Source organism: Thioalkalivibrio sp. AKL9 (genome assembly GCF_000377825.1).
Classification (GTDB): domain Bacteria; phylum Pseudomonadota; class Gammaproteobacteria; order Ectothiorhodospirales; family Ectothiorhodospiraceae; genus Thioalkalivibrio; species Thioalkalivibrio versutus.
In genome coordinates this window covers 19,236-45,605 of the sequence record NZ_KB905103.1, presented here as the reverse complement: position 1 = coordinate 45,605, position 26,370 = coordinate 19,236, and the positions used below count along the sequence as shown (strand labels likewise).

26 protein-coding genes are annotated in these 26,370 nt (G+C 67.4%); 17 read left to right on the top strand and 9 right to left on the bottom strand.

The genetic code is table 11. The features are described 5' to 3' along the window. Positions 1-210 precede the first annotated feature (210 nt). The 6 genes from D573_RS14915 to D573_RS0100200 all read left to right on the top strand — a co-directional run bounded on the left by D573_RS14915 (position 211) and on the right by D573_RS0100200 (position 4,680). The gene (locus tag D573_RS14915; RefSeq protein ID WP_018169165.1) at positions 211-513 is read left to right on the top strand and encodes an energy transducer TonB; all 303 of its coding nucleotides are present in this window, start codon (positions 211-213) and stop codon (positions 511-513) included. Between the two features lie 42 nt (positions 514-555). Continuing rightward, on the top strand, positions 556-1,305 hold the full coding sequence (locus D573_RS0100220) for a MotA/TolQ/ExbB proton channel family protein (RefSeq protein ID WP_018169164.1): 750 nt from the start codon (positions 556-558) through the stop codon (positions 1,303-1,305). A gap of 3 nt (positions 1,306-1,308) precedes the next feature. After that, complete coding sequence (locus tag D573_RS0100215) at positions 1,309-1,725, top strand: biopolymer transporter ExbD (RefSeq protein WP_018937241.1); 417 nt, start codon at positions 1,309-1,311, stop codon at positions 1,723-1,725. After that, positions 1,722-1,895, top strand: coding sequence for a hemin uptake protein HemP (gene hemP / locus D573_RS13985; RefSeq protein ID WP_018937240.1), 174 nt, complete (start codon positions 1,722-1,724; stop codon positions 1,893-1,895). Before D573_RS0100215 ends, hemP begins: the two co-directional genes overlap by 4 nt. 255 nt (positions 1,896-2,150) lie before the next feature. Next, positions 2,151-4,268, top strand: coding sequence for a TonB-dependent receptor domain-containing protein (locus tag D573_RS0100205; protein ID WP_018937239.1), 2,118 nt, complete (start codon positions 2,151-2,153; stop codon positions 4,266-4,268). Between the two features lie 223 nt (positions 4,269-4,491). Continuing rightward, complete coding sequence (locus D573_RS0100200; RefSeq protein WP_018145331.1) at positions 4,492-4,680, top strand: hypothetical protein; 189 nt, start codon at positions 4,492-4,494, stop codon at positions 4,678-4,680. Between the two features lie 107 nt (positions 4,681-4,787). Here D573_RS0100200 and D573_RS0100195 read toward each other — a convergent pair whose 3' ends face one another. Continuing rightward, complete coding sequence (locus D573_RS0100195) at positions 4,788-5,066, bottom strand: hypothetical protein (protein WP_018937238.1); 279 nt, start codon at positions 5,064-5,066, stop codon at positions 4,788-4,790. A 212-nt stretch (positions 5,067-5,278) separates the two neighbouring features. On the opposite strand from D573_RS0100195, the gene D573_RS0100190 reads away from it, so the two are divergent. Next, complete coding sequence (locus tag D573_RS0100190) at positions 5,279-5,944, top strand: tetratricopeptide repeat protein (RefSeq protein WP_018175860.1); 666 nt, start codon at positions 5,279-5,281, stop codon at positions 5,942-5,944. Positions 5,945-6,018: 74 nt separating this feature from the next. Here D573_RS0100190 and D573_RS0100185 read toward each other — a convergent pair whose 3' ends face one another. The 3 genes from D573_RS0100185 to D573_RS0100175 form a co-directional block, all read right to left on the bottom strand. Beyond that, positions 6,019-6,450 (bottom strand): hypothetical protein, encoded by a 432-nt coding sequence (locus tag D573_RS0100185; RefSeq protein ID WP_018175859.1) that lies wholly within the window; start codon positions 6,448-6,450, stop codon positions 6,019-6,021. A gap of 50 nt (positions 6,451-6,500) precedes the next feature. Further along, the gene (locus D573_RS0100180; protein ID WP_018145335.1) at positions 6,501-6,716 is read right to left on the bottom strand and encodes a hypothetical protein; all 216 of its coding nucleotides are present in this window, start codon (positions 6,714-6,716) and stop codon (positions 6,501-6,503) included. A 93-nt stretch (positions 6,717-6,809) separates the two neighbouring features. Next, positions 6,810-7,946: a hypothetical protein gene (locus D573_RS0100175; RefSeq protein WP_018175858.1), complete on the bottom strand. Its 1,137-nt coding sequence runs from the start codon at positions 7,944-7,946 to the stop codon at positions 6,810-6,812. Positions 7,947-8,048: 102 nt separating this feature from the next. Between D573_RS0100175 and D573_RS0100170 the strand changes: the two genes are divergently transcribed. The 3 genes from D573_RS0100170 to D573_RS0100160 are packed head-to-tail and all read left to right on the top strand — an operon-like array spanning position 8,049 to position 9,743. Further along, the gene (locus D573_RS0100170; RefSeq protein WP_018937237.1) at positions 8,049-8,750 is read left to right on the top strand and encodes a hypothetical protein; all 702 of its coding nucleotides are present in this window, start codon (positions 8,049-8,051) and stop codon (positions 8,748-8,750) included. Continuing rightward, the gene (locus D573_RS0100165) at positions 8,743-9,255 is read left to right on the top strand and encodes a YcgN family cysteine cluster protein (RefSeq protein ID WP_018937236.1); all 513 of its coding nucleotides are present in this window, start codon (positions 8,743-8,745) and stop codon (positions 9,253-9,255) included. The genes D573_RS0100170 and D573_RS0100165 overlap by 8 nt, the downstream gene beginning before the upstream one ends. Positions 9,256-9,257: 2 nt before the next feature. Further along, a complete protein-coding gene (locus D573_RS0100160; protein WP_018937235.1) occupies positions 9,258-9,743 on the top strand; it encodes a gamma-glutamylcyclotransferase in 486 nt (161 codons plus the stop codon). 185 nt (positions 9,744-9,928) lie between these two features. Here D573_RS0100160 and recN read toward each other — a convergent pair whose 3' ends face one another. After that, entirely contained in the window at positions 9,929-11,590 is a 1,662-nt protein-coding gene (gene recN, locus D573_RS0100155) for a DNA repair protein RecN (RefSeq protein WP_018937234.1), read from the bottom strand. Between the two features lie 4 nt (positions 11,591-11,594). Further along, a complete protein-coding gene (locus tag D573_RS0100150) occupies positions 11,595-12,473 on the bottom strand; it encodes an NAD(+) kinase (protein WP_018169154.1) in 879 nt (292 codons plus the stop codon). A 114-nt stretch (positions 12,474-12,587) separates the two neighbouring features. Here D573_RS0100150 and hrcA point away from each other — a divergent pair, with 114 nt between their 5' ends. The 4 genes from hrcA to dnaJ all read left to right on the top strand — a co-directional run bounded on the left by hrcA (position 12,588) and on the right by dnaJ (position 17,677). After that, the gene (hrcA, locus tag D573_RS0100145) at positions 12,588-13,646 is read left to right on the top strand and encodes a heat-inducible transcriptional repressor HrcA (protein WP_018175854.1); all 1,059 of its coding nucleotides are present in this window, start codon (positions 12,588-12,590) and stop codon (positions 13,644-13,646) included. Positions 13,647-13,765: 119 nt separating this feature from the next. After that, positions 13,766-14,332: a nucleotide exchange factor GrpE gene (gene grpE, locus D573_RS0100140; protein ID WP_018175853.1), complete on the top strand. Its 567-nt coding sequence runs from the start codon at positions 13,766-13,768 to the stop codon at positions 14,330-14,332. A 140-nt stretch (positions 14,333-14,472) separates the two neighbouring features. Continuing rightward, positions 14,473-16,404: a molecular chaperone DnaK gene (gene dnaK, locus D573_RS0100135; protein WP_018937233.1), complete on the top strand. Its 1,932-nt coding sequence runs from the start codon at positions 14,473-14,475 to the stop codon at positions 16,402-16,404. Positions 16,405-16,528: 124 nt separating this feature from the next. Beyond that, positions 16,529-17,677 (top strand): molecular chaperone DnaJ, encoded by a 1,149-nt coding sequence (gene dnaJ / locus D573_RS0100130; RefSeq protein ID WP_018145345.1) that lies wholly within the window; start codon positions 16,529-16,531, stop codon positions 17,675-17,677. Between the two features lie 328 nt (positions 17,678-18,005). On the opposite strand, the gene D573_RS0100125 is transcribed toward dnaJ, so the two are convergent. The 3 genes from D573_RS0100125 to epmB form a co-directional block, all read right to left on the bottom strand. Beyond that, positions 18,006-20,078, bottom strand: coding sequence for an EAL domain-containing protein (locus tag D573_RS0100125; RefSeq protein WP_018937232.1), 2,073 nt, complete (start codon positions 20,076-20,078; stop codon positions 18,006-18,008). Positions 20,079-20,082: 4 nt separating this feature from the next. Next, on the bottom strand, positions 20,083-21,966 hold the full coding sequence (locus D573_RS0100120) for a hypothetical protein (protein WP_018937231.1): 1,884 nt from the start codon (positions 21,964-21,966) through the stop codon (positions 20,083-20,085). A gap of 89 nt (positions 21,967-22,055) precedes the next feature. Then, positions 22,056-23,099, bottom strand: coding sequence for an EF-P beta-lysylation protein EpmB (gene epmB, locus D573_RS0100115; protein ID WP_018937230.1), 1,044 nt, complete (start codon positions 23,097-23,099; stop codon positions 22,056-22,058). Between the two features lie 77 nt (positions 23,100-23,176). Here epmB and efp point away from each other — a divergent pair, with 77 nt between their 5' ends. From efp to dacB, 3 genes are all read left to right on the top strand, one after another. Beyond that, positions 23,177-23,740 (top strand): elongation factor P, encoded by a 564-nt coding sequence (gene efp / locus D573_RS0100110; RefSeq protein WP_026182087.1) that lies wholly within the window; start codon positions 23,177-23,179, stop codon positions 23,738-23,740. Between the two features lie 25 nt (positions 23,741-23,765). Beyond that, positions 23,766-24,725: an EF-P lysine aminoacylase EpmA gene (gene epmA, locus D573_RS0100105; RefSeq protein ID WP_018175849.1), complete on the top strand. Its 960-nt coding sequence runs from the start codon at positions 23,766-23,768 to the stop codon at positions 24,723-24,725. Positions 24,726-24,900: 175 nt separating this feature from the next. Beyond that, positions 24,901-26,301, top strand: a complete 1,401-nt coding sequence (dacB, locus tag D573_RS0100100; protein ID WP_018937229.1) for a D-alanyl-D-alanine carboxypeptidase/D-alanyl-D-alanine-endopeptidase — start codon at positions 24,901-24,903, stop codon at positions 26,299-26,301. Positions 26,302-26,370 lie beyond the last annotated feature (69 nt).

Below are 26,370 nucleotides of genomic sequence, written 5' to 3'. Positions count from 1 at the left end.
CCGGAACCAGAGCCGGAACCAGAGCCGGAACCAGAGCCGGAACCAGAGCCGGAACCAGAGCCGGAACCAGAGCCAGAGCCAGAGCCAGAGCCAGAGCCAGAGCCAGAGCCAGAACCGGAGCCAGAACCGGAGCCAGAACCGAGTCGTTCGGGCGCGTCCGGGCCGGCCGAAGACCAGGAGCCGGCGACGGAGGCGGCCCCCGGTGGTCCGGTGGGCCAAGAGGACGAGCCCTTCGAGGAGCCGGGGTTCGGGGCGGAGTACCTGAATAACCCGCCGCCGGACTATCCGCGAATCTCGTTGCGCCGAGGGGAGGAGGGTACCGTCCTGCTGCGAGTCCGGGTCTCCGCGCAGGGGCAGCCGCTGGACTGGTCGGTGGAGGAGAGCAGCGGCCACCGGCGCCTGGACGATGCCGCCGAGGCGGCGATCGAGCATTGGGAGTTCGAGCCTGCCCGCCGTGGGGGACGCGCGGTGGAGGGCGTGGTGCTCGTACCGATGGACTTTTCGATTCGATGACAAGGCCGGCGCATGAAGCGCTGCGCAGCCGGGGATGATTGCATGAACGAGTTCGATGTCTTCTACGTGTTTCGCCATGGTGACCCGGTGCTGGTCGCGGTCTTCGCGATCCTGCTGCTGATGTCCGTCGCGACCTGGGCGATTGCCGCGAGCAAGCTGCTGACGCTGATTGGCGTGCGTCGCGACAACCGCGCCGCGTTGGCGGCCTTCGATGCCAGCCAGACGGCGCCGGCCTTCCACGACGCGATCCACGACCAGCGCGGCCCGCTGGCGGTGATCGGTCAGGAGGCGTTTGCCGCGTTCGACGACTACCGCGGTGTGCGCGATGGCTCGGACAAGGCCGAGCAGCGCCTGGACGACCACGTGGTGCGCCGGATTCGCCAGGCGATGGACCGGCAGCTGCTGCGCATGCAGGCCGGCAATATCGTGTTCGCCTCGGTCGGGGCGCTGGCGCCCTTTGTCGGACTCCTCGGTACCGTCTGGGGTATCCATGGCGCCCTGATCGACATCTCACAGGAGTCGTCGGTGTCCATGGATCTGGTGGCGGGTCCGCTCGGCGAGGCCCTGGTGGCGACCGCCGCCGGCCTGGCCGCGGCGATCCCGGCGGTGGCCTTCTTCAACATCTTCAATCGCTCCCAGCGCCTGTTGCATCAGGACTTCGAGGCCTTTGCACACGATGTGCATGCGCTGCTGATGCACTCTGACCTGAAGCCCGGCAATGCTCGCGAGGCGCGTGACCGTCGCACCGATCCGCATGCACTGCCGGACGACGGCCTGCACCAGGAGGGCTAAGCCATGTCCTTCGGACGCATGGGCGACACCAGCGAACCAATGTCGGACATGAACGTGATCCCGCTGGTGGATGTGATGCTGGTGCTGCTGGTGATCTTCATCATCACTGCACCGGTGATTACCCACTCGGTGGACCTGGATCTTCCTCAGGCCACCAGCGAGCCGGTGGACGAGCTGCCGGACAGCGTGACGCTGTCCCTGGACGGAAGCGGCGACCTGTACTGGAACAACGAGTCGGTCTCGCTGGAGCGTCTCCCGGCGCGCCTGCGCGAGGCGCTGGAGACACAACCGGACATCGCGATCTATCTGCGCGCGGATCGTGACACGCGTTACGAACGCCTGGCCCGGGTAATGGCCGAGGTGCGCCAGTCCGGGGTGAGCCGCATGGCCTTCGTCTCCGAACCGGAGGGGGAACAATGAATTCCGGAACGTATCCACCCGGCAAGCCGGCTGTCCGCCAGGATCCGGGCCCGCGCGAGATTGCCAGCGAGCAACTGCTGGGCCCCGCGCGGCAGATCCGTATCTGCCACCGCGGCGAGTGGTACACCCTGCGCCGGACCGCCAACGACAAGCTGATCCTGACCAAGTAAATCTCGTGAAACACCGGCCGCGGTCCTCACCGCGGCACCTGCCAGCCAGGGGAGTCCCTCCCTCAGCCAGCCTCCAATCCGTCACCGATCTGCGGCGCCCCGGTGTCCGCAGCGGTGTTGATGCTGGCCAACTCAAGGGAGACAACAATGGCTCGAAACCATCTGGCAAGCCGCCGAATCGCACGACCCGCCGACCACTCGCGCAACTCCGGGGTATGGAGGCGACGTGCCGTCGTACTCGCAATTGCCGGGGCCGTGGGGATTCCCGCGCTGCATGCCGACGAGGCTGCCCCGACAGCCGAATCCGGAACCGAGGCCCGGCTGGCGCCGGTGCAAATCCTCGGAGACGTGACCGCGACGCAGCGGCTGCCCGGCTCGGCGGCCGTGGTGGGTCGCGAACAGCTGGAAACCGAAGGGACCACGGACATCCACCAGGCGCTCAAGACCGTGCCCGGCGTGTACGTGCAGGAGGAAGACGGGGCGGGTCTGCGCCCCAATATCGGGATCCGCGCGGCGCCTCCGGGACGCAGCAGCAAGGTGACCCTGATGGAAGACAACGTGCTGATTGCCCCGGCACCGTATTCCAATCCGGCGGCCTACTATTTCCCGACCACGATGCGGATCAACGAGATCGAAGTGCTCAAGGGCGCCCCGCTGTTGCGCCACGGGCCGCAGACCACCGGGGGCGTGATCAATCTGGTGTCCACGCCCATCCCCCGGGAACGCGGAGGCTCCATCGAGACGGTGGTGAACGATCGGGGCGGCACCGACGTGCACGCGATGTTCGGGGATCGCTCCGGTGACTGGAGCTACATGGTCGAGACCGTCCAGCGCAACGGGGCCGGCTTCAAGGATATCGATCGCAGCCACCGCGATACTGGCTACGACATCCAGGACTATGTCGGCAAGCTGCGCTGGGATGGCGAGCGCCAGAGCATCGAGGCCAAGGTCCAGTACTCGGAGGAAACGTCCAACGAGACCTATCTTGGCCTGACCGACGCGGATTTCGCGCGTGATCCCAACCGGCGCTATGGCCTGTCCGGGATCGATCAGATGGAGAACGATCACCTTGGTCTGAGTCTCACGCACGACATCGACTGGTCCGACCGCGTGCGCATGACCACCACGTTGTACCGCAACGAATTCGCCCGAAACTGGTTCAAGCTGGGCGGGGGTAGCGCGTTCATTGATGACGCCAATCGGGGCGATGCGACCGCGCAACGAATCCTCCGGGGCGAGGACGATGTGGCGGGACTGACTTACCGCAACAACAACCGCGAATATGTCTCCGAGGGCATCCAGACCGAACTGGGCATGGACTTCGGGGACCACTGGCTGCGCGTGGGTGCCCGCTACCACCAGGACGAGATGGATCGCTTCCAGCCGGACGACATCTACGATCAGGTGAACGGTTCCCTCGTCTATCAGGAGACCATCCAGCCGACGGGCAGCAACAACCGGTTCGAGGATGCGCAGGCCTGGAGCTTCTGGCTCGCCGACGAGTGGTACGTCAGTGACCGGCTGACCGCGAACCTGCTGCTGCGCTACGAGGATGTCGAGACCTCGCGGACCCAGTATGCCGATACGCAGCGTAACGTCGTGGATTCGCGGCGCTCCAACTCGAGCAGCGTCTGGCTGCCCGGGGCCTCGCTCACCTACGACTTCACGGACCGCTGGCAACTCCTGGCGGGGGTTCACCGTGGGTTTGCTCCCCTGGGGGGCGGTGCGACCGAAGACCAGGACCCGGAAACCAGCACGAACTGGGAACTGGGCGCCCGGTATCAGGGCGACCATGCGTTTGTCGAGGCGATTGGTTTCTACAGCGATTTCTCCGACTTCGTGCAGAACTGCTCGGTGGCGACGCCCTGCTCGGACGGCGCCACCTCCGGGACCTTCACGACCGGGGAGGCGGTCATCTCCGGACTGGAGTTGCGGGCCTCCACGGGGATGGATCTGGGATCCTTCCACGCGCCCCTGGAGGCCAGCTACACCTACACCAGCGCCAAGGCCAGCGCGGACAACCCGGCCTCGGGGCAGCAAGAGGGCGATCGCTTGCAGGGGGTCCCGCGCCACCAGTTCAGCCTTCGAGGGGGCCTCGAGCACGCGAGTGGCTGGAACCACTACGCGGTCGTGAAGTACATCGACGCGACCTGCAACAGCGATGGCTGTAACCGGAGCACGGGCGCATTCGACCGCACCGAGTCGCTGACCACGATCGACCTGGTGAGCCAGTATCCCCTGGGCAGGAACACCGACCTCTATGCCCGGGTGAGCAATGTGCTGGATGAGCAACAAATCATCTCCCGTTCCCCGGACGGTGCCCGGCCCAACGAACCGCGTACGTTCTCGGTCGGGTTGACGCACCGGTTCTGAGTCGGTGTCTCTTGCATCGAAGACCGCACCTTCCTCGGGTGCGGTCTTCTTGTATGGGAAACCGGAATCGGTAGCCCGTCACATTCTGGAGGGCGGGTTTCCGGCAAGACGGATCGTATGTTGGGCTTCCCGGTCGAATGCCCCGAGTGTCCCCGGTTCGACGGGTAACTGTCGGGTACTGGGGGCGAAGCGAGAAAGGACCCTTACGGTAAAGGAGAACACCATGTGGAAATCGCGACTGACGATCCTGATGCTTGCCCTGATGATGGCGCTGGGCAGTGCCACCCTCGCGGGGTGTGACAATCAGGGCCCGGCGGAAGAGGCCGGCGAGAACATCGATGACGCCATGGACGATGCGGGCGATTCGATGGAGGATGCCGGCGACGAGATGGAAGACACCTTCAGCAACTGATTTCCTGCCCTGCAGTACGTGAAAGCCCCGGCACGCGCAGCGTGTCGGGGCTTTTTTGTGGCGGACCAGCGCCAGCTGGTCGCCTGGGTGACGGATCCGGGGCAGGATCAGAGGCGGTCGTCACCCTCGGGTTCCAGGGAGCCGCCCTGCTCGTCCATGCCGTCATCCATCGGGGGCTGCTGCATGTCGCCTTCCCGCGGCTGCTGTTGCTGCATGCCGTCTTGGGTTGGTGGGGCGCTCTGCATGCCGCCTTCACCGGTCTCGGGCTGTTCCTGCATCTGTTGCTCTTCGAACTCGTCCATGCCCATGTCGCCGTCGGAGCAGCCCATCAGGAAGACGAGGGGTGCGATGGCCATGGCGGCCAGGATCTTGGTGGAATGTTTCATGGAAACTCCTGTGTATCCGGGGTGAATGTGAACGGACAAATGACGTTCAATCCGGTTGACCGGAATACCCCCTCATATGTTGCGAGAAGTTCATCACACTCCATCGTTTCGGTGAGGCGATCGTGGCGCTCATCACGTATCCCCGTGCGGTTTGTCGACGCATCACGAACCCACCGCTACAGTGATGCCCAGGCAATTCACGGACCGTAGTGATGGCGCAATCCTCCCAACCCGACCCCCTCCTCGATCAGGCCCGCTCGGCCTGGGCCCGGGGCGAACATGACGCTGCGATGACCCTTTGGCGCCAGGGTGCCGAGGCGGGGGATCCGCAGTGCGCGTTTAATCTTGGCGTGCTGCTGGACGAAGGGCAGTACCTGCCCCGGGATCCGCTCGAGGCCGCGCAGTGGTACCAGCGCTCAGCCGAGGCCGGCTTCCCGGATGCGGCCTTCAACCTGGCGGTGCTGTTCGAGCAGGGTGATGGGCCGGAGGCGAATCCCAACGAGGCCGCGCGCTGGTTCCATATTGCCGCCGAGCGCGGGAACGCCCAGGCCATGTTCAATCTGGGTCTCAAGTTCGACGAGGGCCGGGGCCTGCCGCAGGACCCGGAACAGGCGGCACAGTGGTACCTGCTGGCGGCCGAGGCCGGTGAGGGGCGTGGGGCGGCCAATCTCGCGCGTCTGTTCGCGATGGGCGAGGGCGTGGAGCGGTCCGACGTGTCGGCGTTCAAGTGGTATGCGATTGCGGCGGAGATGGGGGTTGCGAGCGCCGCGCGGCACCGCGAGCGGGTCGCTCGCGAGCTGAGCCCGGAGCAGCGCCTGCATGCCGGTGAGCGTGCGCAGGAGTGGTTGCAGGGCCATTCGTCGCCCCGTCTGCAATAGCGGGTCGGTCGGGCGCTTGCGCTGGGGTGCCCCTGAGACTGAGAAAGGGGCAAGGCGTTGCGGTTGGCGTTGGGCTAGATCACTACGTTCAGTTCGCGGCGCGGCTCTTCGGCCGGGCCGGCCAGGCTGACCGCGAGTTCCACGCGACGGCGCAGGGCCTCGACACCACCACCGCTCAGCGGGCCGCCGTCCGCCGGCATGGCCTCGGCGGAATCATTGCCGCTGCGGAACGCCTCGATCTGGGCCGCCACGCGGGCGCGGGAGGCCATCTCCTGGTCCGATCGCGGGAAGGCCAGTCCCTGATCCTGTTCGGCATCACCGCGCCGGTTGTCGTCCTGTTCCGGGCGGTCTTCGAGCGGCCGGCGGGCTGCGCCGGCCTCCGGATCGTTCAGCGGGCGTTCGAAATCCGCCGGGGTGGAGAGTTGGCCCAGGCCCAGCCGGTCGCTTCCGGTCGGGCGTGTGCCGATCGGTACTGCAGCTGAGGGGTTGGAGACTGGGACTTCCATCGTGTGACTCGTCGAGCCCCCTGATCGTTACGTGGTCTTGTCGCCTGGATTCAGGCGCGCACATCCAGCAGTGAGCCGATCATTCGATCTTCGGCCTGCAGGGTCTTCACCGAGGCCTCGATCTGATTCTGGCTGGCGATCATGCCGACCTGGGCGCCCATGCCCTCGCGACTGCCCGCATTCTCGGTGGCCACCGTATGTGCCTGCTGGCGCATGCTGGTCATGCCCTTCTGAATGCCCGCGAGGGAGGTGCTGCCGTCGATCATCGTTTCGAACTCGTTATGGTTTTCGGTTGCAACCCTACGACCGAATTATAGATCAATTAGTTGCACTTCACCGGAAGCCCATCCAGGAAGGCGTCAGGAGGTGCCGAGCAAGCCTTGCAGGCGGGCTTGAACAGCCTCGCGGGCGCCGGCCTGTCGCGCCTGCCATGCAGCCAGACGCTCGCGGCGAGCCTGCCGATCAATCCCTTCCGCCAGGCGGGCAAGCACCTCTTCGGCCACCTGTTCGGGGTCCTCGCCGCGGGCGACCAGGCCGGTGTGTTCGGCCGCGATGCGCAGCCGGGTGGCGGCGTCCGGATGGCGCTCGTGCTGCGCGGGGCCGCAGATCACCGCGCTGCCACAGGCCAGTGGCAGCCCCAGGTCCGGAGGGGTCTCGCTGGCGGCCAGGGTGCCACCCGGCAGGGTCACGTCGGCGCAGGTGTAGGCGGCGTGCAGGGTCTCCGGGTCCTCGATGTAGTAGACCCGGTTCTTGCGCGGCACGAAGGACGTCATGAAGCGGTTGTGGCGGATGATCGGCAGGGAGTACTTGATCGCGTCGCGATAGACCGGCTCGTGGCGTGCCGGGTCGGCCGGGGCCAGCAACAGGATGGCGGCGCTCTTGCGCAGGACCGCGAACAACACGGCGAAGGCGAAGGCCTCCTCGCCCGGGCCAGTATTGGGTGCCAGCAGGATCGGGTGACCCTTCTCGTGGTACTCGCGAAAACGCTCGCAGAACCCGTCATCCCCGGATGGCGCGGGCGGCAGTTCCACCGCGCCGGCGATCGGATCGCCGATCACCTCGACCGGGCCGGAGGGGGTAGCGGCCTCGCGTGCAGCGAAGACCGCATTCCATTCGACGCCTGCCGCGCCGTCACCCTCGGCATTGATCCAGATGCGTGGCACGTGGACCGCGCCGAGGGCGGGTCCCAGGTCCAGATCGCCAGCGTGCAGGGGGCCGATGACCAGGATGGCGCGCGGTTGCAGGCGCGCCAGACGTGTGGCGGCCAGTTCGGGGCGCATCGCCAGGGCCGGGAGGCCGTCGATCAGGCCCTCGACCTCGCGGTCCTGGCCACAGTCGGTGACGCCGAGGGCGATGGGGCCGACGGACCCGGCCAGCTCCTGCAGCCAGTCGGCGGCGGTCTCCAGAGTGGCCCGCGGGGCCAGGACCAGGATGCGCCCGCTGCTTTCGCCGGGGACGGAGCGGGCGGTGATCCAGGCAGACAAACGTGCGAACATGGTGGGCTGTTATCCGGTCGTCGGGCGAGCGCCGCATTATACGAGGCGCCGCACAGCGCCCGCCACGGGCGGGCTACACGTTGTCTCGAGGGGAATCGCGGAATGGGCATACGCTGGATCATCGGGCTGGTGGTGATGGGGGTCATCCTGGCCCTGGCCATGTGGGTCTATTCCAACCCCGGCGGGATGCGCAGCCAGCAGTTCTCCGATCTGCCCTGGCAGATCGAGGTGGGGGACCGCCAGCGCACCCGGGTGCTGGGGGTCGTGCTGGGCGAGACCACCATGGCGGATCTGATGCACCGCCTGCCGGTGCCGGATATCCGACTGTTCGTGGACGCGGACGGCTCGCGTTCGCTGGAGGCCTATTACGTGAACGCGCGCATCCCGCCGTTCGAGGCCAACCTGATCCTGCGCCCGGATCTGGACGAGGCCGCGCTGGACCGGATTCAGTCCGAAGTCACCTCCGAGCGCCCGATGCCCAGTGGCGCCCGGCGCTACGGGCTGAGCGACAATGCCCTGACCTCGCTGGGCAATGTGCCGATCGTCGAGATGAGCTATATCCCCCGCGCGCAATGGACCGAGGACCTGATCACCAAGCGCTTCGGCGAGCCCCGCGAGCGGATGCGCATCGCCTCCGATCACAGCTACTGGCTCTACCCCGAGGAGGGGCTGGTTATCCTGGTCCCGCGGCGCGGCCGCGTGCTGATGCATTACGTCACCCAGGACCGCTGGGGGCAGACGGTGGAGCGCCTGCGCGATGAGGGGCGGCGCCGTCTGGGCGAGGATCACGGGGATCATGAGTGAGTCGAACCCGACGGATGACCGCCCGTTCTGGGAGCGCCCGCTCGAGAGCCTGACCCATGCCGAGTGGGAGGCCCTGTGCGATGGCTGCGGGCGCTGTTGCCTGCACAAGCTGGAAGACGAGGACTCGGGCGAGCTGGCCTTTACCTGGCTGGCCTGCGATCTGCTCGACTGCGAGACCGGCTACTGCTCCGACTACACGAACCGCCGCGACTTCGTGCCGGACTGCATCCAGCTGACCCGGAAGGACCTGCCGCACTATCACTGGCTGCCACCGACCTGCGCCTACCGGCTGCGATTCGAGGGCCACCCTCTGCCAGCCTGGCATCCGCTGCTGAGCGGCGATCCGGAGACGGTCCGCCGCGCCCGCGTTTCAGTGGCCGGGCGCGTGATCCGCGAGCAGGACGCCCCGGACCTGCCACTGATCGACTACGTCGTGGACTGGCCCGGCGAGGTGCCCGAGTCCGCGCGCCTGTGGCGCCCGGTGGTCCGTCTGCCGCGGGAGTAGCCATGCCGGAGGTGGTGGACCTGTTCGTCTACGGGACGCTCAAGTGCGGTTTTGCCAACCACCGTGCATTCTGCGAGCGGGCCCTCCGGATCCGCCCCGCGTCGATCGAAGGCACGATCTTTGACCTGCCGGTGGGCTACCCGGCCGTACAGATCCCCGGTGACAGCATCCTGCTGGAGGCGGGCCCCGATCCCGTGCGCGATGCAGGCCGCCAGCGGCTCGTCCGGAACCCGGTGCCACCCGTGCGGGCCGGGGATGCCTGCGGCCGCGTCCTGGGCGAATGGATCCGTCTGCCCGACCCGGCCTGCACCCTCCCGCGAGTGGACGCCCTCGAAGGCCTCCGCCGCGACGGCCGCGGGGAATATCGCCGCGCGCTGGTTCCCGCCTGGACGGAGGAGGGACCCCGGGCCCTCTGGGTGTACTGGATGCCGCAATTGCCGCCCGATGCGCGCTACCTGCCGGATGGGGCCTGGCCGGCGCGGTCCTGATCCGGGCGGCGTGTTCATTGTGGTCCCGGGACGCCGGCGGCCCGGTCCGAAAGCGGTAGGATGCCGATGAGCGCAGCGAATCGCATCGGGTGGCCCATGGGGTGAGTGCCACGTCTTGAACGATGCGATTCGCTGCGCTCATTGCATCCTACGGTTTCCCTGGTATTCGTGGTTCCGGGGAGGCGCTAGCCGGCGGAGGCGAGGAGTTCGCGGGCGTGGGTGCGGGTGGTCTCGGTGAGCTGGGTGCCGCCGATCAGGCGGGCCAGGGCCTCCACGCGGCGTTCGTCGTCCAGCGGCTGGATCGCGGTGCGGGTGCCGTCCTTGGCGTGGCTCTTTTGTACCTCCAGCTGGTGGTGCGCCTGGGCGGCGACCTGGGCCAGGTGAGTCACGCACAGGACCTGATGGCGCTCGCCCAGGCTGCGCAGCTTGCGCCCGACCACCTCGGCGACCGCGCCACTGATGCCGCTGTCGACCTCGTCGAAGATCAGCGTGGGCACCGTCTGCTGCTCGCTGGCCAGTACCTGTAGCGCCAGCCCGATGCGCGAGAGCTCGCCGCCGGAAGCGACCTTGGCCATCGGCTGCGGCGCAGCACCGGGGTTCGCGGCCACGCGGAATTCAATGTGGTCCACTCCGTGGGCCTGCGGCTTGTCGGCGGGCTCGACCCCGATCTCGAAGTGGCCGCCAGCCATGCCCAGTTCCTGCATGGTCTCGGTGACCGACTGGCCGATGCGGCTGGCGGCCTTCCGGCGAGCCTGAGTGAGTTTCGTGGCAGCGGTATCGAAGGCCTCGCGGGTCTGCTGTTCGCGCGCCTCCAGGGCCTCAACGGTCTGATCGCCGTTTTCCAGGGCATCCAGTTCCGTTTGCAGTTCATCGAACAGGCCCGGCAGGGCCTCGGGGTCGATCCGGTGCTTGCGCGCCAGGCGCAGGTATTCGCTGACGCGAGTATCCAGCTCGGCGAGACGTTCCGGGTCCAGCTCGATGCCGTCGGCCAGGCGGCGCAGGTGGTCGCCGGCCTCGTCGATCTGGATGCGGGCGGATTCCAGCAGCTCGACCGCCGGACTGACCCGCTCGTCGTGTTGCGCGGCGTCCTGCAGGGCGTGCAGGACCTGGCCCAGCTGCGTGTCCAGCCCGCTGTCCTCCTCGATCTGCTGGCTGGCGGTCTGCAGGGCGGTGAGTACCTCGGTGCCGTGGGCGAGCTGGTTTTGTTCGGTCAGCAGTCGGGGGTATTCGTCCTGTACCGGGGCCAGCTCGGCCAGTTCTCCGCTCTGGAAGCGCAGCAGATCGAGGCGGTCGGAGGTGTCGGCCTGGGCCTCGCGTGCCTGGTCCAGGGCGCTCGCCGCAGCGCGCCAGGCGCGGTGGGCCTCGCGGACATCGCGCGTCGGGTTGCCGTCGAGGAAGCCGTCCAGCCAGTGGCGCTGGGTATCGCGCTGCAAGAGCTGCTGATGCGCGTGCTGGCCGTGGATGTCCACCAGCCATTCGCCCAGGGTGCGCAGCTGACCCACCGCGACCGGCCGCCCGTTGATCCAGGCGCGGCTCTTCCCCTGGCGGGTCAGCACGCGGCGCAGCAGGACGTTTTCGTCGTCCGCCTCGGCCAGGTCCTGTTCGGCCAGCCAGGCGCTGGCCGGGCCCTTGGCGGGCAGGGCGAACTCGGCCGACAGATCGGCCTGTTCGGCGCCCTCGCGCACCATGCCGGCGTCGGCGCGGTCGCCCAGCAGTTGGCCGATCACGTCGATCAGGATGGACTTGCCGGCCCCGGTCTCGCCGGTCAGGGCGCTCAGGCCGGTGTCCAGCTCCAGTTCCAGCCGGTCGATGATCGCGAAGTCGCGGATGCTGATCAGATGCAACATGGGATCAGGGCTGCTCGCCCCAGCGCAGCTTGGTGCGGAGCACGCGCAGGAAGTGGTGTTCGCGGGGGTGGATCAGGGTCAGGGCCTGTTCGCGGCGATGGATGCGCAGCAGGTCGCCGGGGGCGAAGTCCACGTTCTCCTGGCCATCCAGTGCGACCTGGGCCGGCGAGCGGCTGCCGCTGGACAGGCGGATCTCGATGGTGGAGCGGCCGCTGACGACCAGCGGGCGGTGATTCAGGCTGTGTGGGCAGACCGGCACGAGCACCATCGCGTCCAGCTGGGGGGTCAGGATCGGCCCGCCGGCGGACAGTGCGTAGGCGGTGGAACCGGTGGGGGTCGCGATTACGAGGCCGTCGGCCCGCAGGCGTCCGACATCCATGCCGTCGATCGCGGTGTCGAATTCGATAATGCGCACCACGCTCAGCACGTGGAGGACGACGTCATTCAGGGCGATCCCGCGGTGGATGGTGACGCCGTCGCGGATCAGCTCGGCCTCGAGCATGGCCCGGGGTTCGCGCTCGAAGGCGCCATCCAGGACCTCGCCCAGTTCCTCCGGGGCGGTGTCGGGGGAGACATCCACCAGGAAGCCGAGCCGGCCGAGGTTGATCCCCAGCAGCGGGGTGTCGGCATCCGCGGTGACGCGGGCCGTGGCCAGCAGTGTCCCGTCACCGCCGATCACGATCAGCAGGTCCACCGCGTGGGCCAGTTCGTCCAGCGGCAGGAGCCCGACGCTGTCCGGCCGCTCGAAGCCGTCGATCTCCTGTTCCATGAAGACCTGGCGGCCGCGCTCCTGCAGCAGACCCACCAGGGTCGCGACCAGGGGCGCGGTACGCGAGTCGCTGGACTTGCCGACCAGTCCGACCTTGTTGAAGTCTGGCATCATGCCGGCATTATCCGGAAAAGGGACCGCGACTGCACCCGGGGTTTCTTGACCTGATTCCTGCACGATCCAAGACTGAACCTTTAAGCACTCGACCGAGTGGAGCGCTGACGATCCATGGAAAACGCAACGATCAATCTGGACGCCAGGGCCCGCACCCTGTTGCGGACCCTGATCGAGAGCTATATCCGGGATGGCCAGCCCGTCGGTTCGCGCACCCTGGCCCGGACCTCTGGCCTCAGTGTGAGCGCCGCCACCGTGCGCAACGTGATGGCGGATCTCGAGGATATGGGGCTGATCCATTCGCCGCATACCTCGGCCGGGCGCATACCGACCCCGGCCGGCTACCGGCTGTTCGTCGACAGCCTGCTGGAGGTGCGCAATCCCTCGCCGGAGGATATCCGTGCGATCCAGTCGGGGTTCGATCCGACTGCCAGCACCCAGGACCTGATGGACGCCACCAGCAACCTGCTGTCGCGGGTCACGCGCATGGCCGGGATGGTGCGCCTGCCGCGGCATCGCAACGTGGCGCTCAGTCAGATCGAGTTCCTGCGCCTGGGCGAGGGCCGCATCCTTGCGATCCTGGTGATCGACGGCAAGGAGGTGCAGAACCGGGTACTGGAACTGGACCGTGACTTCAGCCAGGACGAACTGCAGCGCATGGCGAACTACCTGAATGCCCATCTGGCCGGCAAGAGCCTGCATGCGGTGCGCGCCGAGCTGTTACGCGAGATGCGTGACGTGCGTGACGACCTGGACGCAATGATGCTGGCGGCGATCGACCTGGGCGAGAAGGCGGTGGGCGACGAGGACCCGGACGATGTGGTCGTGGCCGGGCAGACCCACCTGCTGGGCTACGAGGAGCTGGCGGACATGGCTCGCCTGCGCCAGTTGCTGGAGGCCTTCAACGAGAAGCAGGAGATCCTCGGCATCCTCGACCAGTGCATCCGCGGCGACCGGGTGCAGATCTTCATCGGCCGCGAATCGGGGCTCGACTGGTTCGAGAACTGTTCGGTGGTGACTGCGCCCTACAGTGTCGACGGCGAGGTGGTGGGCGTGCTCGGGGTCATTGGTCCCACGCGGATGTCCTACGACCGGGTGATCCCGATTGTGGACGTGACGGCCCGCCTGCTGGGCTCGGCGCTGGGCGATCACCCGGTGGATGATTCGAAGTAGCGACCCCCTTGAAACCGGGGGGAATGCCCCCAGCATCCAGATAGACAACCCAATCCACCCTGTCCGCCGGTGATCGGCGCGGCGGGCGATTTTGTTTTTCATTGATTTGCGAGGCCAGCATGTCCGAACAGCGGGAATCCCAGGAACAGCCGGAAGAACTCGAGACCCGGAACGAGGAGGCCCCCGAGGCCGAGGGTGGCACGGATGATCGGCTGCAGGAGCTCGAGGCTCTGGCCGAAGAGCGCCGCGACCAGGCCCTGCGGGCCCAGGCCGAGCTGGAGAACCAGCGCCGCCGCTTCGAGCGCGAGCTGGAGAACGCGCACAAGTACGCAATGGAGAAGTTCGCTGCCGAAATGCTGGAGGTGGGCGACTCGCTGGAACTGGGGCTGCAGGCGGCGCGCGAGTCCAAGGATGTCGAGCGCATCATCGAGGGCGCCGAGCTGACCCTGAAGAACCTGACCCGGGTGTTCGAGAAGTTCGGCATCCAGTCCGAGGACCCGACCGGCCAGCGCTTCGATCCGGAGCGTCACCAGGCGATGTCCATGCAGGAAGACCCGGAGAACCCGCCGAACACCGTGGTGGCCACCATGCAGAAGGGGTACCGGTTGCAGGACCGCGTGCTGCGCCCGGCGATGGTGGTGGTCTCCAAGGCGCCGACCTCGCCGAACATCGACGAAAGCGCCTGACACCGTCTTTTCGGGCCGGTTTTCGGGGTATCGGACACGCTGCCCCTTGAAAACCCGGCCCGGGGCCCCAGATTCCCGTACAAGTTGGCAGAGAAACACGCTCTGCAGCGCAAAATTTTTCGCATCAGGAGATTTCAGTCATGGGCAAGATCATTGGTATTGACCTCGGGACCACCAACTCCTGCGTCGCCGTAATGGAAGGCGACCAGGCCAAGGTCATCGAGAACGCGGAAGGCACCCGCACCACCCCGTCCATCGTCGCGTTCAGTGACGACGGCGAGGTGCTGGTTGGCCAGTCCGCGAAGCGCCAGGCGGTCACCAACCCCCAGAACACCGTGTTCGCTTCCAAGCGCCTGATCGGTCGCAAGTTCCAGGAAGACGAGGTCCAGAAGGACATCAAGCTTGTTTCCTACAACATCGTGAAAGCCGACAACGGTGATGCCTGGATCGAGGTGCAGGGCAAGAAGATGGCCCCGCCGGAGATCTCCGCGCGCGTGCTGCAGAAGATGAAGAAGACCGCCGAGGACTATCTCGGCGAAGAGGTTACCGAGGCGGTCATCACCGTCCCGGCGTACTTCAACGACTCCCAGCGTCAGGCGACCAAGGACGCCGGCAAGATCGCCGGGCTCGAGGTCAAGCGCATCATCAACGAGCCGACCGCGGCCGCGCTCGCCTATGGCATGGACAAGCAGCGCGGGGATCGCAAGATCGCCGTGTACGACCTGGGTGGCGGTACCTTCGACGTCTCGATCATCGAGATCGCCGAGGTGGATGGCGAGCACCAGTTCGAGGTGCTGGCGACCAACGGCGACACCTTCCTCGGTGGCGAGGACTTCGACAACCGTCTGATCGACTACCTGGTCGACGAGTTCAAGAAGGACCAGGGCATCGATATCAAGGGCGATCCGCTGGCGATGCAGCGCGTGAAGGAGGCCGCCGAGAAGGCCAAGATCGAGCTGTCCTCCAGCCAGCAGACCGAGGTGAACCTGCCGTACATCACCGCCGACAACACCGGGCCCAAGCACCTGGCGCTGAAGATTACCCGCGCCAAGCTGGAGAGCCTGGTCGATGACCTGGTCAAGCGCTCCATCGAGCCGTGCAAGGTCGCGCTGAAGGATGCCGGCCTGTCCGCCTCCGAGGTGGACGACGTGATCCTGGTCGGTGGCCAGACCCGCATGCCCAAGGTGCAGGAAGCGGTGCAGGCGTTCTTCGGCAAGGAGCCGCGCAAGGACGTGAACCCGGACGAGGCCGTTGCGGTCGGTGCCGCGGTGCAGGCCGGCGTGCTGGGTGGCGACGTCAAGGACGTGCTGCTGCTGGACGTGACCCCGCTGTCGCTCGGGATCGAGACGATGGGTGGCGTGATGACCAAGCTGATCGAGAAGAACACCACGATCCCGACCCGGGCCAATCAGGTGTTCTCCACCGCCGAGGACAACCAGACGGCGGTGACCGTGCACGTGCTGCAGGGTGAGCGCGACATGGCCAGCGCCAACAAGTCGCTGGGTCGCTTCGACCTGCAGGACATCCCGGCCGCGCCGCGTGGTGTGCCGCAGATCGAGGTCACCTTCGACATCGACTCCAACGGCATCCTGAACGTCTCGGCCAAGGACAAGGCGACCGGCAAGGAGAACAAGATCGTCATCAAGGCCTCCTCCGGCCTGTCCGACGAGGAAGTCGAACAGATGGTCAAGGACGCCGAGGCCCACGCCGAGGACGACAAGAAGTTCCAGCAGCTGGTCCAGGCGCGCAACCAGGCTGATGGCCTGGTGCATTCGGCCGAGAAGTCCCTGAAGGATCTGGCAGACCAGGTTTCCGACGACGAGCGCACCGCGATCGAGTCGGCGGTGGCCGAGACCAAGACCGCGATGGAAGGCGACGACCCCGAGGCCATTGAGCAGGCCGCGCAGAAGCTGGCCGAGGTCTCCGGCAAGCTGGCCGAGAAGGCCTATGCCCAGGGCGCGGACGCCGCGGGCGAGGCCGGGGCCGAGCAGGCCGAGGGTGGCCAGCAGGGCGACGATGTCGTGGACGCCGAGTTCGAGGAAGTCGACGACGACCAGAAAAAGCAGGGCTGATGCCACAGCCGGCGGGACGCTATGGCGTCCCGCCGGAACTGTTTGAACGCCGCGCCCGGGGTACTCGTTACTCCGGGCGTTTGCGTGAAGGCATTCCGCGTTCGCGCGCACGAATCAGCAGGGAATGACCATGTCACAACGCGACTATTACGAGGTGCTGGGCGTCTCCAAGGACGCCTCGGCCGCCGATATCAAGAAGGCCTTTCGCCGCCTGGCGATGAAGCACCACCCCGACCGCAACCCCGGGGATGCGGAGGCCGAGGCCAAGTTCAAGGAGGCGCGCGCCGCCTATGACGTCCTCAGCGACGACCAGAAGCGCGCCGCCTACGACCGTTACGGCCATGCCGGCGTGGACGGCTCGGCCGGGGGCTTTGGCGGGGGCGCCGGGGCCTCCAACTTCAGTGACATCTTCGAGGACATCTTTGGCGATATCTTCGGAGGTGGCGGGGGCGGCCGCGGGCAGCGGGCCTATCGTGGCTCCGACCTGCAGTACAACCTGGACCTGACCCTGGAAGAGGCCGTGTTCGGCACCGAGGTGAAGGTCCGTATCCCGACCACCGTCAGCTGCGAGGCCTGTGATGGCTCGGGCGCCGAGCCGGGGACCTCGCCGGAGACCTGCCCGACCTGTAATGGGGTCGGCCAGGTGCGCATCCAGCAGGGTTTCTTCTCGGTGCAGCAGACCTGCCCGCGTTGCGAGGGCGCGGGCAAGGTCGTCTCCAGCCCCTGCAAGTCCTGCCACGGCAAGGGTCGAGTGCAGGAGCAGAACACCCTGGACGTGAAGATCCCGGCCGGGGTGGACAGCGGTGACCGCATCCGCCTGGGAGGCCAGGGCGAGGCCGGCATGAACGGCGGCCCGCCGGGTGATCTCTACGTGCAGGTGCGGGTCAAGCCGCACAAGTTGTTCCGGCGCGAGGGCTCGGATCTGCACTGCGAGGTGCCGGTGTCGTTCGCCACGGCCGCTCTGGGCGGCGATTTGGAAGTGCCGTCGCTGGATGGCCGGGTCAAGCTGAAGGTCCCCGCGGAGACCCAGACCGGCAAGCAGTTCCGGGTCGGTGGCAAGGGCGTGAAGTCCGTGCATGGCGGCGGGGTCGGTGACCTGATCTGCCGCGTGGTGGTAGAGACGCCGATCAACCTGACCAAGGAGCAGAAGCAGCTCCTGCGCCAGTTCGAGGAGTCCACCCAGGCTGGCGGTACCAAGCACAGCCCGCAGGCTCACTCCTGGCTGGACGGCGTTAAGGGGTTCTTCGAGGACCTGAACTTCTGGTCCAAGTAGTCCCGCAGGGCAAGGACGATGCTTCGCACAGGCCCCGGTTTTCACCGGGGCCTGTTGCGTTGGGGGCGTGCTCAGCCCTCCATGAAGCCCCTCGCTTTGCGGACTCGATTTTCGTGCCAGACGACAGACACGGGGTTCACGGAGGAAAACGCTGTGCAGGAAGACGGGATGGGCGGCCGCATGAGCGCCGCCGGGGCCGTGCCTCCCTGCGCGGCCGTCAGCCCGGTTCCTCACACCCCTGGGTCTGGCTGTGAGTCGCCCTTGACCTGCCCGGTGCCGTGTCCTCTGCGCGTTCTGTGGGAGAAGCCGGAGTCCGCGAGATGGGGGCTCAGGTCGAGGTGAAATCGAAGGTGGGGGCGGGCATCGGTGCCTGCAGGAAGTAGCCCTGAACGAGGTTCACGTTCAGGCTGTAGAGCACGGCGAGCACGCTGGCGTCCTCGACATAGGGCACGATGACCTGCTTGCCCTTGGCATGCGCGGCATCGGTATGTTCGCGGATCAACTGCTGGTTCTCCTCGCTCTCGGCCAGGTTCTTCACGTAGGACGGGTCCAGCTTGATGTGATCCGCCTCCAGATGCTGCAGGAGCTGGAACGGGTTCAGGCCGCTGCCGAAGTCGTCGATGCACAGATGGCCGTGCATTTCCTGCAGCCCGCGGGCGACGTGGATCGCCGGCTTCAGGTGGGTAACCACGGTGGGTTCCTTCAGCTCGACGACCACGTTGTCGGCGGGGATGCGCATGCCGTGCAGGTCGTCGTGCAGCCAGCTGACCACGGAGGGGTCGCCCAGGGAGCCGTTGGTCAGTTTGAGGAAGAACTGGGTGGTCGGGTCTTTCTTCAGCTGTTCCGCCAGCATCTGCAGCGCAGTCTTCAGGACCCAGCGGTCGATGGGTGCCGCCATCTCGGTGCGCTCGGCACTGGGCAGGAAGGCATCCGGCTCGTGGATATGCCCCTCGGCGTCACGCAGGCGCACGAAGACCGAGTAGCGCGGGCGATCGGCACCGTGCAGGTTCACGATCGGCTGATACAGCAGTTCCAGGCGGTCGTGTTCCAGGGCGTCCTGAATGCGCAGCTTCCACTGCTGGTCGTTCTGCGCCTGGGTCATCTCGCCCTCTGCGGGACGGAAGAAGCGGTGGTTTCCGCCCCCGGCCTCCACGGCCTCTTGCAGGGCGCGGTCGGCGTGGGTCAGCAGTTCTTCGGTATCCACCGCCGTCTCGTCGGCGATCACGATGCCGGCCGACAGGCTGCAGTTGGTCGAGGCGTTGCCGAGCTCGAAGACACGTCCGGTGACCGCTTCCATCAGACCGTGGATGCGGGCCTCCACCTCGTTGCGCCGGGTGTCGGGGACCACGATCCCGAAGTGCTCGGCCTCCAGGCGTGCGGCGATGGCCGGGTCGGGAAAGTGATCCTCGATCAGCTTGCCGATATCGGCAAGCAGCAGATCGCTCGCGGACATGCCGACGTTGGCCCGGATCTCGGGGAAACGGTCCACCGCAAGGGTGACCAGGGCGAAGGGCTTTTCCGATTGCGCGGCCTGGCTCTGCGCGGTCTCGATCATCCCGGAGAAGTGCTGGCGGTTGTAGAGCCCGGTGACCAGGTCACGCTGCGAGAGGTAGTCGATCTTCTCGGCCAGCTCCGGGTCCTCCTGGGCCGAGTCCAGCAGCACCTGGGTGCAGGCCTCCCCCTCGACGCTGGCGGTGGACAGACGCAGGTTGGCCTCGAACGGCGTGCCGTCAAACGCCTGCAGCTGGAAGGCCTGATGGGTCTGGTCACCTTCCTCGCCACTCTGGAAGCGGCGCAGCAGGCCTTTCAGTTCGTCGCGGCTCTCCGGGGCGATCAGGTCCATCAGCGGCAGGCCTTCCACTTCCTCCGGATCGGCAATCCCGAAGCGCTCGCGCCAGGACGCGTTGGCATAGATGTGCATGCCCTCGTGGACGTAGGCGATGGCGTCGCGCGAGTTGTCCAGCAACAGTTGGCAGCGGCGTTCGGACTCCTGCAGCGATGCGTCCATGCGCCCCATCCGCTGGCGCAGCTGGAACTGCTCGGCAGCGCGCACCGCAAGGATGCCGGCCAGTTCGTGCAGTTCGTGATCGACGACGGCATAGGCGCCAGCCTCGTAGTCGTCTATGCGCGCGGGTTCGGGGCGCTCGGTCATGATGACCAGCGGGGTGCGTCGACCGGATGCGTGCAGCGCCGCGTCGACGTGTTCCCGGGTCAGGGCCAGGCCGGGTTCGATCAGGACGATCACGTCGAAGCGCCGGCCCTCCAGCGCCTCGGCCAGGGCGTCGCTACCGGATACCTGCTCCGGTCGGATCGCGCTGCCGCGGGTCCGGATACTGCTGATGACCTCTTCAGCCCGGTTCGGGTTGCTGGTCACGAAGAGCGTGCGAATCGTTTCGTTCATGGGGCTAGTCGTCGCGGTTGCGGGTGGTGAATGGCGGTCCGTCGTCATCCGCGATGGCCGGTCCGTCGGCGGTGTCGGGCGTCTCGCCAGCCGGTTGGCGGACCTCCAGGGCCGTCATGCGGCACCCGACCTCGGTAAACAGCGTAGTGCCCGTGCGCTCGCTGTCCAGTTCCAGAACACGGGCGCGCCTGTTCAGCCAGCAGACGACACGTTGTTCATGATCGAACACCTGCGCCGGCAGGAACAGTACCGCCCCGTCGGCATCGGTGCGCTGCGGGGCGAACAGTCCTGATTGCGGGACCCCCGCCGCCATGCCATTGCGGAAATCCTGAATCTGCATGGGCAGGCAGCGATCGGCGAGAAACTCCACGCCGATGCTGATCAGGCTGCCGGCCTGGTCGTCGAAGCGAATCCAGCGCAGGACCCCGATGGTCCAGCGATGACCATCCACGGCACGCAAGCCGACGAGGTCCCCGATCAGCAAGGGCTGTTGGGGGCTGTCCAGGCGCAGACGCACGCCGCCGGCGCCGATGTCGTCCACCTGCCAGTGTTCCGGGGGGTGACGCTTGGTGATCGGTCCCGTGGATTCATCGCGGGCGGCGATCTCGAGCCCGCGCCCGACATCCTCCCAGGCGGTCGCGGCGGTATTCGGCGAGTCGTCCGCAAGTGGCTGCAGGTCACGCTCGCGGACGGAACGGTGCGGGCTGTCTACCAGGGCGAGATCCGAACCGCGCAGCGCGGCCTTCGACATTTCGAACACGCTGACGCCGCGGTCGCGTTCGTGCAGGGATTTCAGGCCGGTCTCCGGCGCTTCCGCTGCCCCGGTGGTCTCGGTCTCGGACCCACGCCGGCTGCCCATCTCCATCAGCAGGAAATCATGGATACGTTCCAGGCCCATCACGCAGATCCGCTGCAGATCGCTGGCGCTTTCGCGACTGTGACGGCGGGTCGGCAGGTTCGACCACAGGCGCAACAAGTGTTCGGCCAGCGGCTGTCCCTCGCCGCGGCCGCGCGGTTCCAGGTCGTCGGGGCGTTCACGAAGGGCGTCCAGCGCCGGCGTCAGCTCAATGAAGCAGGCGGGTTCGGTCGCCGGTGTCCCGCGCAGGGCCAGGCCCGGGGCGTGGTCGCGGTCGAGATCGCAGCGCAGCACGGGAAGGTCGGGGTGCTGTTCCGGGTCGGGGGCGGGGGTGCAGGCAAGGGGCAGGGTGTTGGCCCAGCGAGCCAGCAAGTCCATTTCGCCCATCTTCATCGCATTGGGGTCGGTGCTGCCCAGTATCATCAGCCGTGCGCTCATGGCTTCGATGCGGTCCACCTCCAGCGGGCCGAAGCGCTTGTCGGTGGCGGGCCGCTCGTCGGCGATTCCCTGCTCACGCGCCAGGCGCAGCACATCGAACAGCCGCTGCCAGTGGCCCGGCGGCACGGACTGGTACAGCCGCCAGTGGTGCATGCTCAGGGTCCCAAGCAGTGCGACTGCGGCCTGCAGGGGCGCCGTCAGGCGTTTCGCGTGGCGGTTGTCGTGCGCGTCCGCGCGTTCGCGGACCACCAGCAGCTCCGCGTTGAGGAGGGCGCGCACAGCGGCGCTGTAAACATCGGCACGCTTGCGGCTGCGGTTCCCCAGCGGCAGGGGCCGCTGGCGCAGCAGTCGCTCCATGGCCGGGAGTAGCGGCAGGAGATGATCTTCCAGTATTGCGACCAGCGTCGCTCGGGTTCCGGGGCGAAGTACGATCGCGTTCAGCCCGTCGAGGGCCTCGCGGATGCGCTGGATGCCGAGCTCCGGCTCGCTGCCGGGCAGCTCCGCACACCAGGCGTCCAGTGCTTGCGGGGTCTGGTGGGGGAAGCTGTCGGGACCGGCCGGTTGGGTGGGCAGCTCGGGCAGGGCTTGCAGCATGGGCGTGTCCAGTGGTTGCTGGGCCGGTTGCAGGGTTCTGGCGTTACTTTAGCAGCAAACCGCGGATTCGGTGTGGGTGCAGGCGTCGCTCATTTACGTGCGGGAAAGGGTGTCTGCAGGGTCTTTCCGGGTTCTCCGGCGATCTCGCGCGCCAGTCGCGGGACCAGGTAGCCCGGCAGGCGGGCGTGCAGGGCGCGGTAGAGTTCGCGCGCGCGGGCGTCCGGTACCTCGAAGTGGGCTGTGCCGCGGGTGCGGTCGAGCTGGTGCAGGTAGTAGGGCAGCACGCCCAGGCGGAAGCCGGCCTCCTGGAGTTCAATCAGGGTCTCGGTGTCGTCGTTGATGCCGGCCAGCAGTACCGCCTGGTTGAGGAGCGTGACCCCGGCGGCGCGCAGGCGATCGATCGCGGCATCGGCCGGTGCGGCGAACTCGCGCGGGTGATTCGCGTGCAGCACCAGGATGTGCTGCAGACGGCCCTTGCCGAGCCAGGCCAGCAGGCGGTCGTCGACCCGTTCCGGCAGCACCACCGGCAGGCGTGTGTGGATGCGCAGGCGCTCGAGGTGCGGGATGTTTCCGAGCCGGTCCGTTAGCCGTTCCAGGCGGGTATCCGACAGGCTCAGCGGGTCGCCGCCGCTGAGGATGACCTCGCGGATGTCCGGATGCGCGGCAATGTAGTTCAGCGCGGGTTCCCAATCGTCCCGGGCCGGATTGTGGTCGGCATAGTCGAACTCGCGGCGGAAGCAGTAGCGGCAATGGATGGCGCAGGCCCCGGTGGTCAGCAGCAGCACCCGGCCATGGTACTTGTGCACCAGGCCGGGGGCGGCCAGGGCCTCATGGTCGCCGACCGGGTCACTGACGAAGCCCGGGGACTCGATGGCCTCGCGCGCGTCCGGCAGGGCCTGCAACAGCAGGGGATCCCACGGGTCGCCGGGGCGGATGCGCGTCAGGTAGCTCTCCGGGATGCGGGTGCGGAACAGTTGATGCCCGGCGTGCATGCCCGGCAGCGCCCCCGGCGGAAGCCCCAGGCGTTCCACGAGGATCTCGGGATCGGCGATCGCGCGCGCCAGCGCCTGCTGCCAGGCCGGTGTGGATGCCGGTTCGGGTGGCTGGGTTCCGCGCGGCGCGCGCGTTATCATGACGGGCTTTGTGGGCATGAATCGTTTCCGGACGGGGCGGCATGTCCGCGCCACGCATCATCGAGGGACAGCGCGCAATGGCAACCTACAGTACCAACGAATTCAAGGCCGGTCTCAAGCTCCTGCTGGATGGTGACCCGCAGGCCATCGTGGAGAACGAGTTCGTCAAGCCGGGCAAGGGCCAGGCCTTCAGCCGGGTCAAGCTGCGCAATCTGCGTACCGGCCGGGTGCTGGAGAAGACCTTCAAGTCCGGCGAGTCGGTGGAGGCCGCCGACGTGATGGATACCGAGATGCAGTATCTCTACAACGATGGCGAGTTCTGGCACTTCATGGTGCCGGACACCTTCGAGCAGTATGCCGTCGGGGAGGCCGCACTGGGTGATTCCGGGCAGTGGCTGAAGGAACAGGATATTTGCACCGTGACCCTGTGGAACGGCGAGCCGCTGTCGGTGGTGCCGCCGTCCTTCACCGAGCTGAAGATCACCCAGTGCGATCCGGGCCTGCGCGGTGACACCGCGCAGGGCGGCACCAAGCCGGCCACGCTGGAGAGCGGCGCGGTGGTCAAGGTCCCGTTGTTCGTCGAAGAGGGCGAGACGGTGAAGGTGGATACCCGCAACGGCGAGTACGTCTCGCGCGTGTGAGCCGCACCCCGGCAGGCGCTGCGACATGACCGACTGGCGTCCGGGTGCGGCGCCGGCCCGCGCGGCGCGCGCCCGCCTCCTGGCCGGGTTGCGGGCGTTCTTCGCGGCCCGCGGGGTGCTCGAGGTCGAGACCCCGATCCTGAGCCGGGGCGCGCCGCAAGATCCAATGCTGGAGAGCTGGGAGGCGCAGGCCCCCGGCGGCGAGCGCGGCTACCTGCAGACCTCGCCGGAGTACCCGATGAAGCGCCTGCTGGCGGACGGCGCCCCGGATATCTACCAGATCGCACGGGTGTTCCGCGGGGGTGAATCCGGCCCGCGGCACAACCCCGAATTCACTCTGCTGGAGTGGTATCGCCTGGGCCTGGATCACCATGCACTGGCGCGCGAGGTGGTGGCCCTGATCGCGGATCAGGCCGCGCAGTCTCCCGACTGGCACGCGCCCCGGGGGTGCGAGGCGATCGCCTATGCCGATCTGTTTCGCTCGACTTTGGGGGTGGACCCGGCGGAGACGAATGCCGCGGAGCTGGAACGGGTCGCGGGGGACCACGGGCTGGTCATCCGCGGCGGGCTGGATCGGGATGGCTGGCTGGATGCCCTGATCAGCCTGGTGATCGCGCCGGGCTTCCCGCCGGACCGGCTGACAATCCTGTTCGACTACCCCGAGAGCCAGGCCGTCCTCGCGCGCCCCTGCGCGGACCGGCCGGGCTATGCCGCCCGTTTCGAGCTCTACTGGGGCGACCTGGAGCTGGCCAACGGCTATCACGAGCTGACCGACCCCGCAGTGTTTCGCCAGCGCCGCGAGCGGGACATCGCTCAGCGCCGCGCGCGCGGCCAGCCCCTTCCGCCCGTGGACGATCACCTGGAGGCGGCGCTGGAGTCGGGTCTGCCGGACTGCGCGGGCGTGGCCCTGGGCGTGGACCGGCTGCTGATGCGTCTGTTGGGGGTGTCGCGTATCGATCAGGTGATCGATTTCCCCTGGGCGTGACGAAGCCCATCCGGAGGGCTTGTCGCGGCCGGGATGGCGGCACACTATAGGGGCCGTTGCCGAAGGCTCTCATGCAGGATGGCTGGTCTCAATGTCCCCTTGTCGTTTTTCGCGTCGCCCCGGGCCCCGGTCCGGACCTTCCTGGTGTTTCGTATCCGTCGCTCTGATCCTCTTGTTGTGGCTGGCACCGCTGGCCGCACAGGCCCAGTTCGAGCATCTCCCGGGACCGCTGCAGCGGGCGATCGAGAACCAGCGTCTGCCGCCGGCAAATGTGGGCCTGTGGGTGCAGCGGATGTCCGATGGCGCGGTCCTCGCGCGCCTGAATGCCGATCAGCCGTACAACCCGGCCTCCACCATCAAGCTGGCCACCTCGCTGGCGGCCTTGCACGAGCTGGGGCCGGAGTACACCTGGACCACCGAGGTGTGGGCCACGCGTCCGGTGCGCGACGGTGTATTGCGCGGCGATCTGGTGATCCGCGGGACCGGGGACCCCGGCATGGTCAGCGAGGAGCACTGGCGCATGCTGGGGCAGTTGCGTCAGACCGGGCTGCGGCGCATCGAGGGCAACGTCATCCTCGACGCCTCGCATTTCGAACTGCCTCCGGGCCATCCGGCCGCATTCAATGACCAGCCGCTGCGGGCCTACAACCAGCTTCCCTATGCCCTGCACGTAAACGCCAACGCCCAGCGCTTCCGTGTGCGGCCGGAGCGGCATGGGAACGGGATTGACGTGACCGTGGATCCGCCGCTGCCGGGGCTGACGATCGAGAATCGCCTGCAGCCGTCGCGTGGCAGCTGCGGGGCCTGGCAACGGGGCATTCGCTTTGACGCCGATCCCGAGGCGCAACGCGTGACCTTGTCCGGCGAGTACCCGGTTAACTGCGGGGACTACGAACTGCTGAGGACGGTCCTGACGCCGGAGGCCAATCACGCCGAGATGTTCCGTCTGCACTGGGCGCAGTGGGGCGGTGAGCTGACCGGCGACATTCGCCCCGGCGTGCTGCCGGTGCTGTACGACGAACCGATCCTGCGTCATACCTCGCGGCCGCTGGCGGATCTGATCCGGGTCTCCAACAAGTGGAGCTCCAACGTGATGACCCGCCACCTGCTGCTGACCCTGGGGGCGCGTCACTTCACCCCGCCGGCCACGCTGGAGAAGGGGCAGCAGGCCCTGCTGGAGTCGCTGCGCGGGTTGGGGGTCGAGGTGGGTGGCATGGTGGTCGACAACGGGTCGGGGCTCAGCCGCGACACCCGCATGACCGCGCGCCAGCTGGGCCAGATCCTCGAGGGCGGATGGCAGCACTCTCACCGTCCGGAATTCCAGTCCTCCCTGGCCCTGGCCGGGCTGGACGGGACCCTGCGCAATCGCTTCCGCAACGGCAGCCAGCGCGACCTGCGCGGGCAGATGCACCTGAAGACGGGGCACCTCAACGAGGTCTCTGCGGTCGCCGGCTACGTGCGCACGCAAGGCGGGGACGACCTGGCCGTGGTAGTGCTGGTCAACGACCCCCGCGCGCATCAGGGCCTCGGTCGGAACCTGCAGGATGCCGTCCTGGAGTGGGCCCACCGCCTTTGACGCCCGGCGTTTATCCACCACGAAGCGCGCACGAAGGGTTAGGTTCGCACGCTTCGTGGTGAGGGGGCC

Coding starts and splice junctions, on each gene's coding strand:
- D573_RS0100120 (WP_018937231.1), bottom strand. CDS start 21,966: ATGCTGCAAGCCCTGCCCGAGCTGCCCACCCAACCGGCCGGTCCCGAC.
- dnaK (WP_018937233.1), top strand. CDS start 14,473: ATGGGCAAGATCATTGGTATTGACCTCGGGACCACCAACTCCTGCGTC.
- D573_RS0100215 (WP_018937241.1), top strand. CDS start 1,309: ATGTCCTTCGGACGCATGGGCGACACCAGCGAACCAATGTCGGACATG.
- D573_RS0100125 (WP_018937232.1), bottom strand. CDS start 20,078: ATGAACGAAACGATTCGCACGCTCTTCGTGACCAGCAACCCGAACCGG.
- D573_RS0100175 (WP_018175858.1), bottom strand. CDS start 7,946: ATGTTCGCACGTTTGTCTGCCTGGATCACCGCCCGCTCCGTCCCCGGC.
- D573_RS0100195 (WP_018937238.1), bottom strand. CDS start 5,066: ATGAAACATTCCACCAAGATCCTGGCCGCCATGGCCATCGCACCCCTC.
- D573_RS0100190 (WP_018175860.1), top strand. CDS start 5,279: ATGGCGCAATCCTCCCAACCCGACCCCCTCCTCGATCAGGCCCGCTCG.
- hrcA (WP_018175854.1), top strand. CDS start 12,588: ATGGAAAACGCAACGATCAATCTGGACGCCAGGGCCCGCACCCTGTTG.
- D573_RS0100200 (WP_018145331.1), top strand. CDS start 4,492: ATGTGGAAATCGCGACTGACGATCCTGATGCTTGCCCTGATGATGGCG.
- D573_RS0100160 (WP_018937235.1), top strand. CDS start 9,258: ATGCCGGAGGTGGTGGACCTGTTCGTCTACGGGACGCTCAAGTGCGGT.
- dnaJ (WP_018145345.1), top strand. CDS start 16,529: ATGACCATGTCACAACGCGACTATTACGAGGTGCTGGGCGTCTCCAAG.
- recN (WP_018937234.1), bottom strand. CDS start 11,590: ATGTTGCATCTGATCAGCATCCGCGACTTCGCGATCATCGACCGGCTG.
- hemP (WP_018937240.1), top strand. CDS start 1,722: ATGAATTCCGGAACGTATCCACCCGGCAAGCCGGCTGTCCGCCAGGAT.
- epmB (WP_018937230.1), bottom strand. CDS start 23,099: ATGATAACGCGCGCGCCGCGCGGAACCCAGCCACCCGAACCGGCATCC.
- D573_RS0100170 (WP_018937237.1), top strand. CDS start 8,049: ATGGGCATACGCTGGATCATCGGGCTGGTGGTGATGGGGGTCATCCTG.
- epmA (WP_018175849.1), top strand. CDS start 23,766: ATGACCGACTGGCGTCCGGGTGCGGCGCCGGCCCGCGCGGCGCGCGCC.
- D573_RS0100180 (WP_018145335.1), bottom strand. CDS start 6,716: ATGATCGACGGCAGCACCTCCCTCGCGGGCATTCAGAAGGGCATGACC.
- D573_RS0100220 (WP_018169164.1), top strand. CDS start 556: ATGAACGAGTTCGATGTCTTCTACGTGTTTCGCCATGGTGACCCGGTG.
- D573_RS0100150 (WP_018169154.1), bottom strand. CDS start 12,473: ATGATGCCAGACTTCAACAAGGTCGGACTGGTCGGCAAGTCCAGCGAC.
- grpE (WP_018175853.1), top strand. CDS start 13,766: ATGTCCGAACAGCGGGAATCCCAGGAACAGCCGGAAGAACTCGAGACC.
- efp (WP_026182087.1), top strand. CDS start 23,177: ATGGCAACCTACAGTACCAACGAATTCAAGGCCGGTCTCAAGCTCCTG.
- D573_RS0100165 (WP_018937236.1), top strand. CDS start 8,743: ATGAGTGAGTCGAACCCGACGGATGACCGCCCGTTCTGGGAGCGCCCG.
- D573_RS0100185 (WP_018175859.1), bottom strand. CDS start 6,450: ATGGAAGTCCCAGTCTCCAACCCCTCAGCTGCAGTACCGATCGGCACA.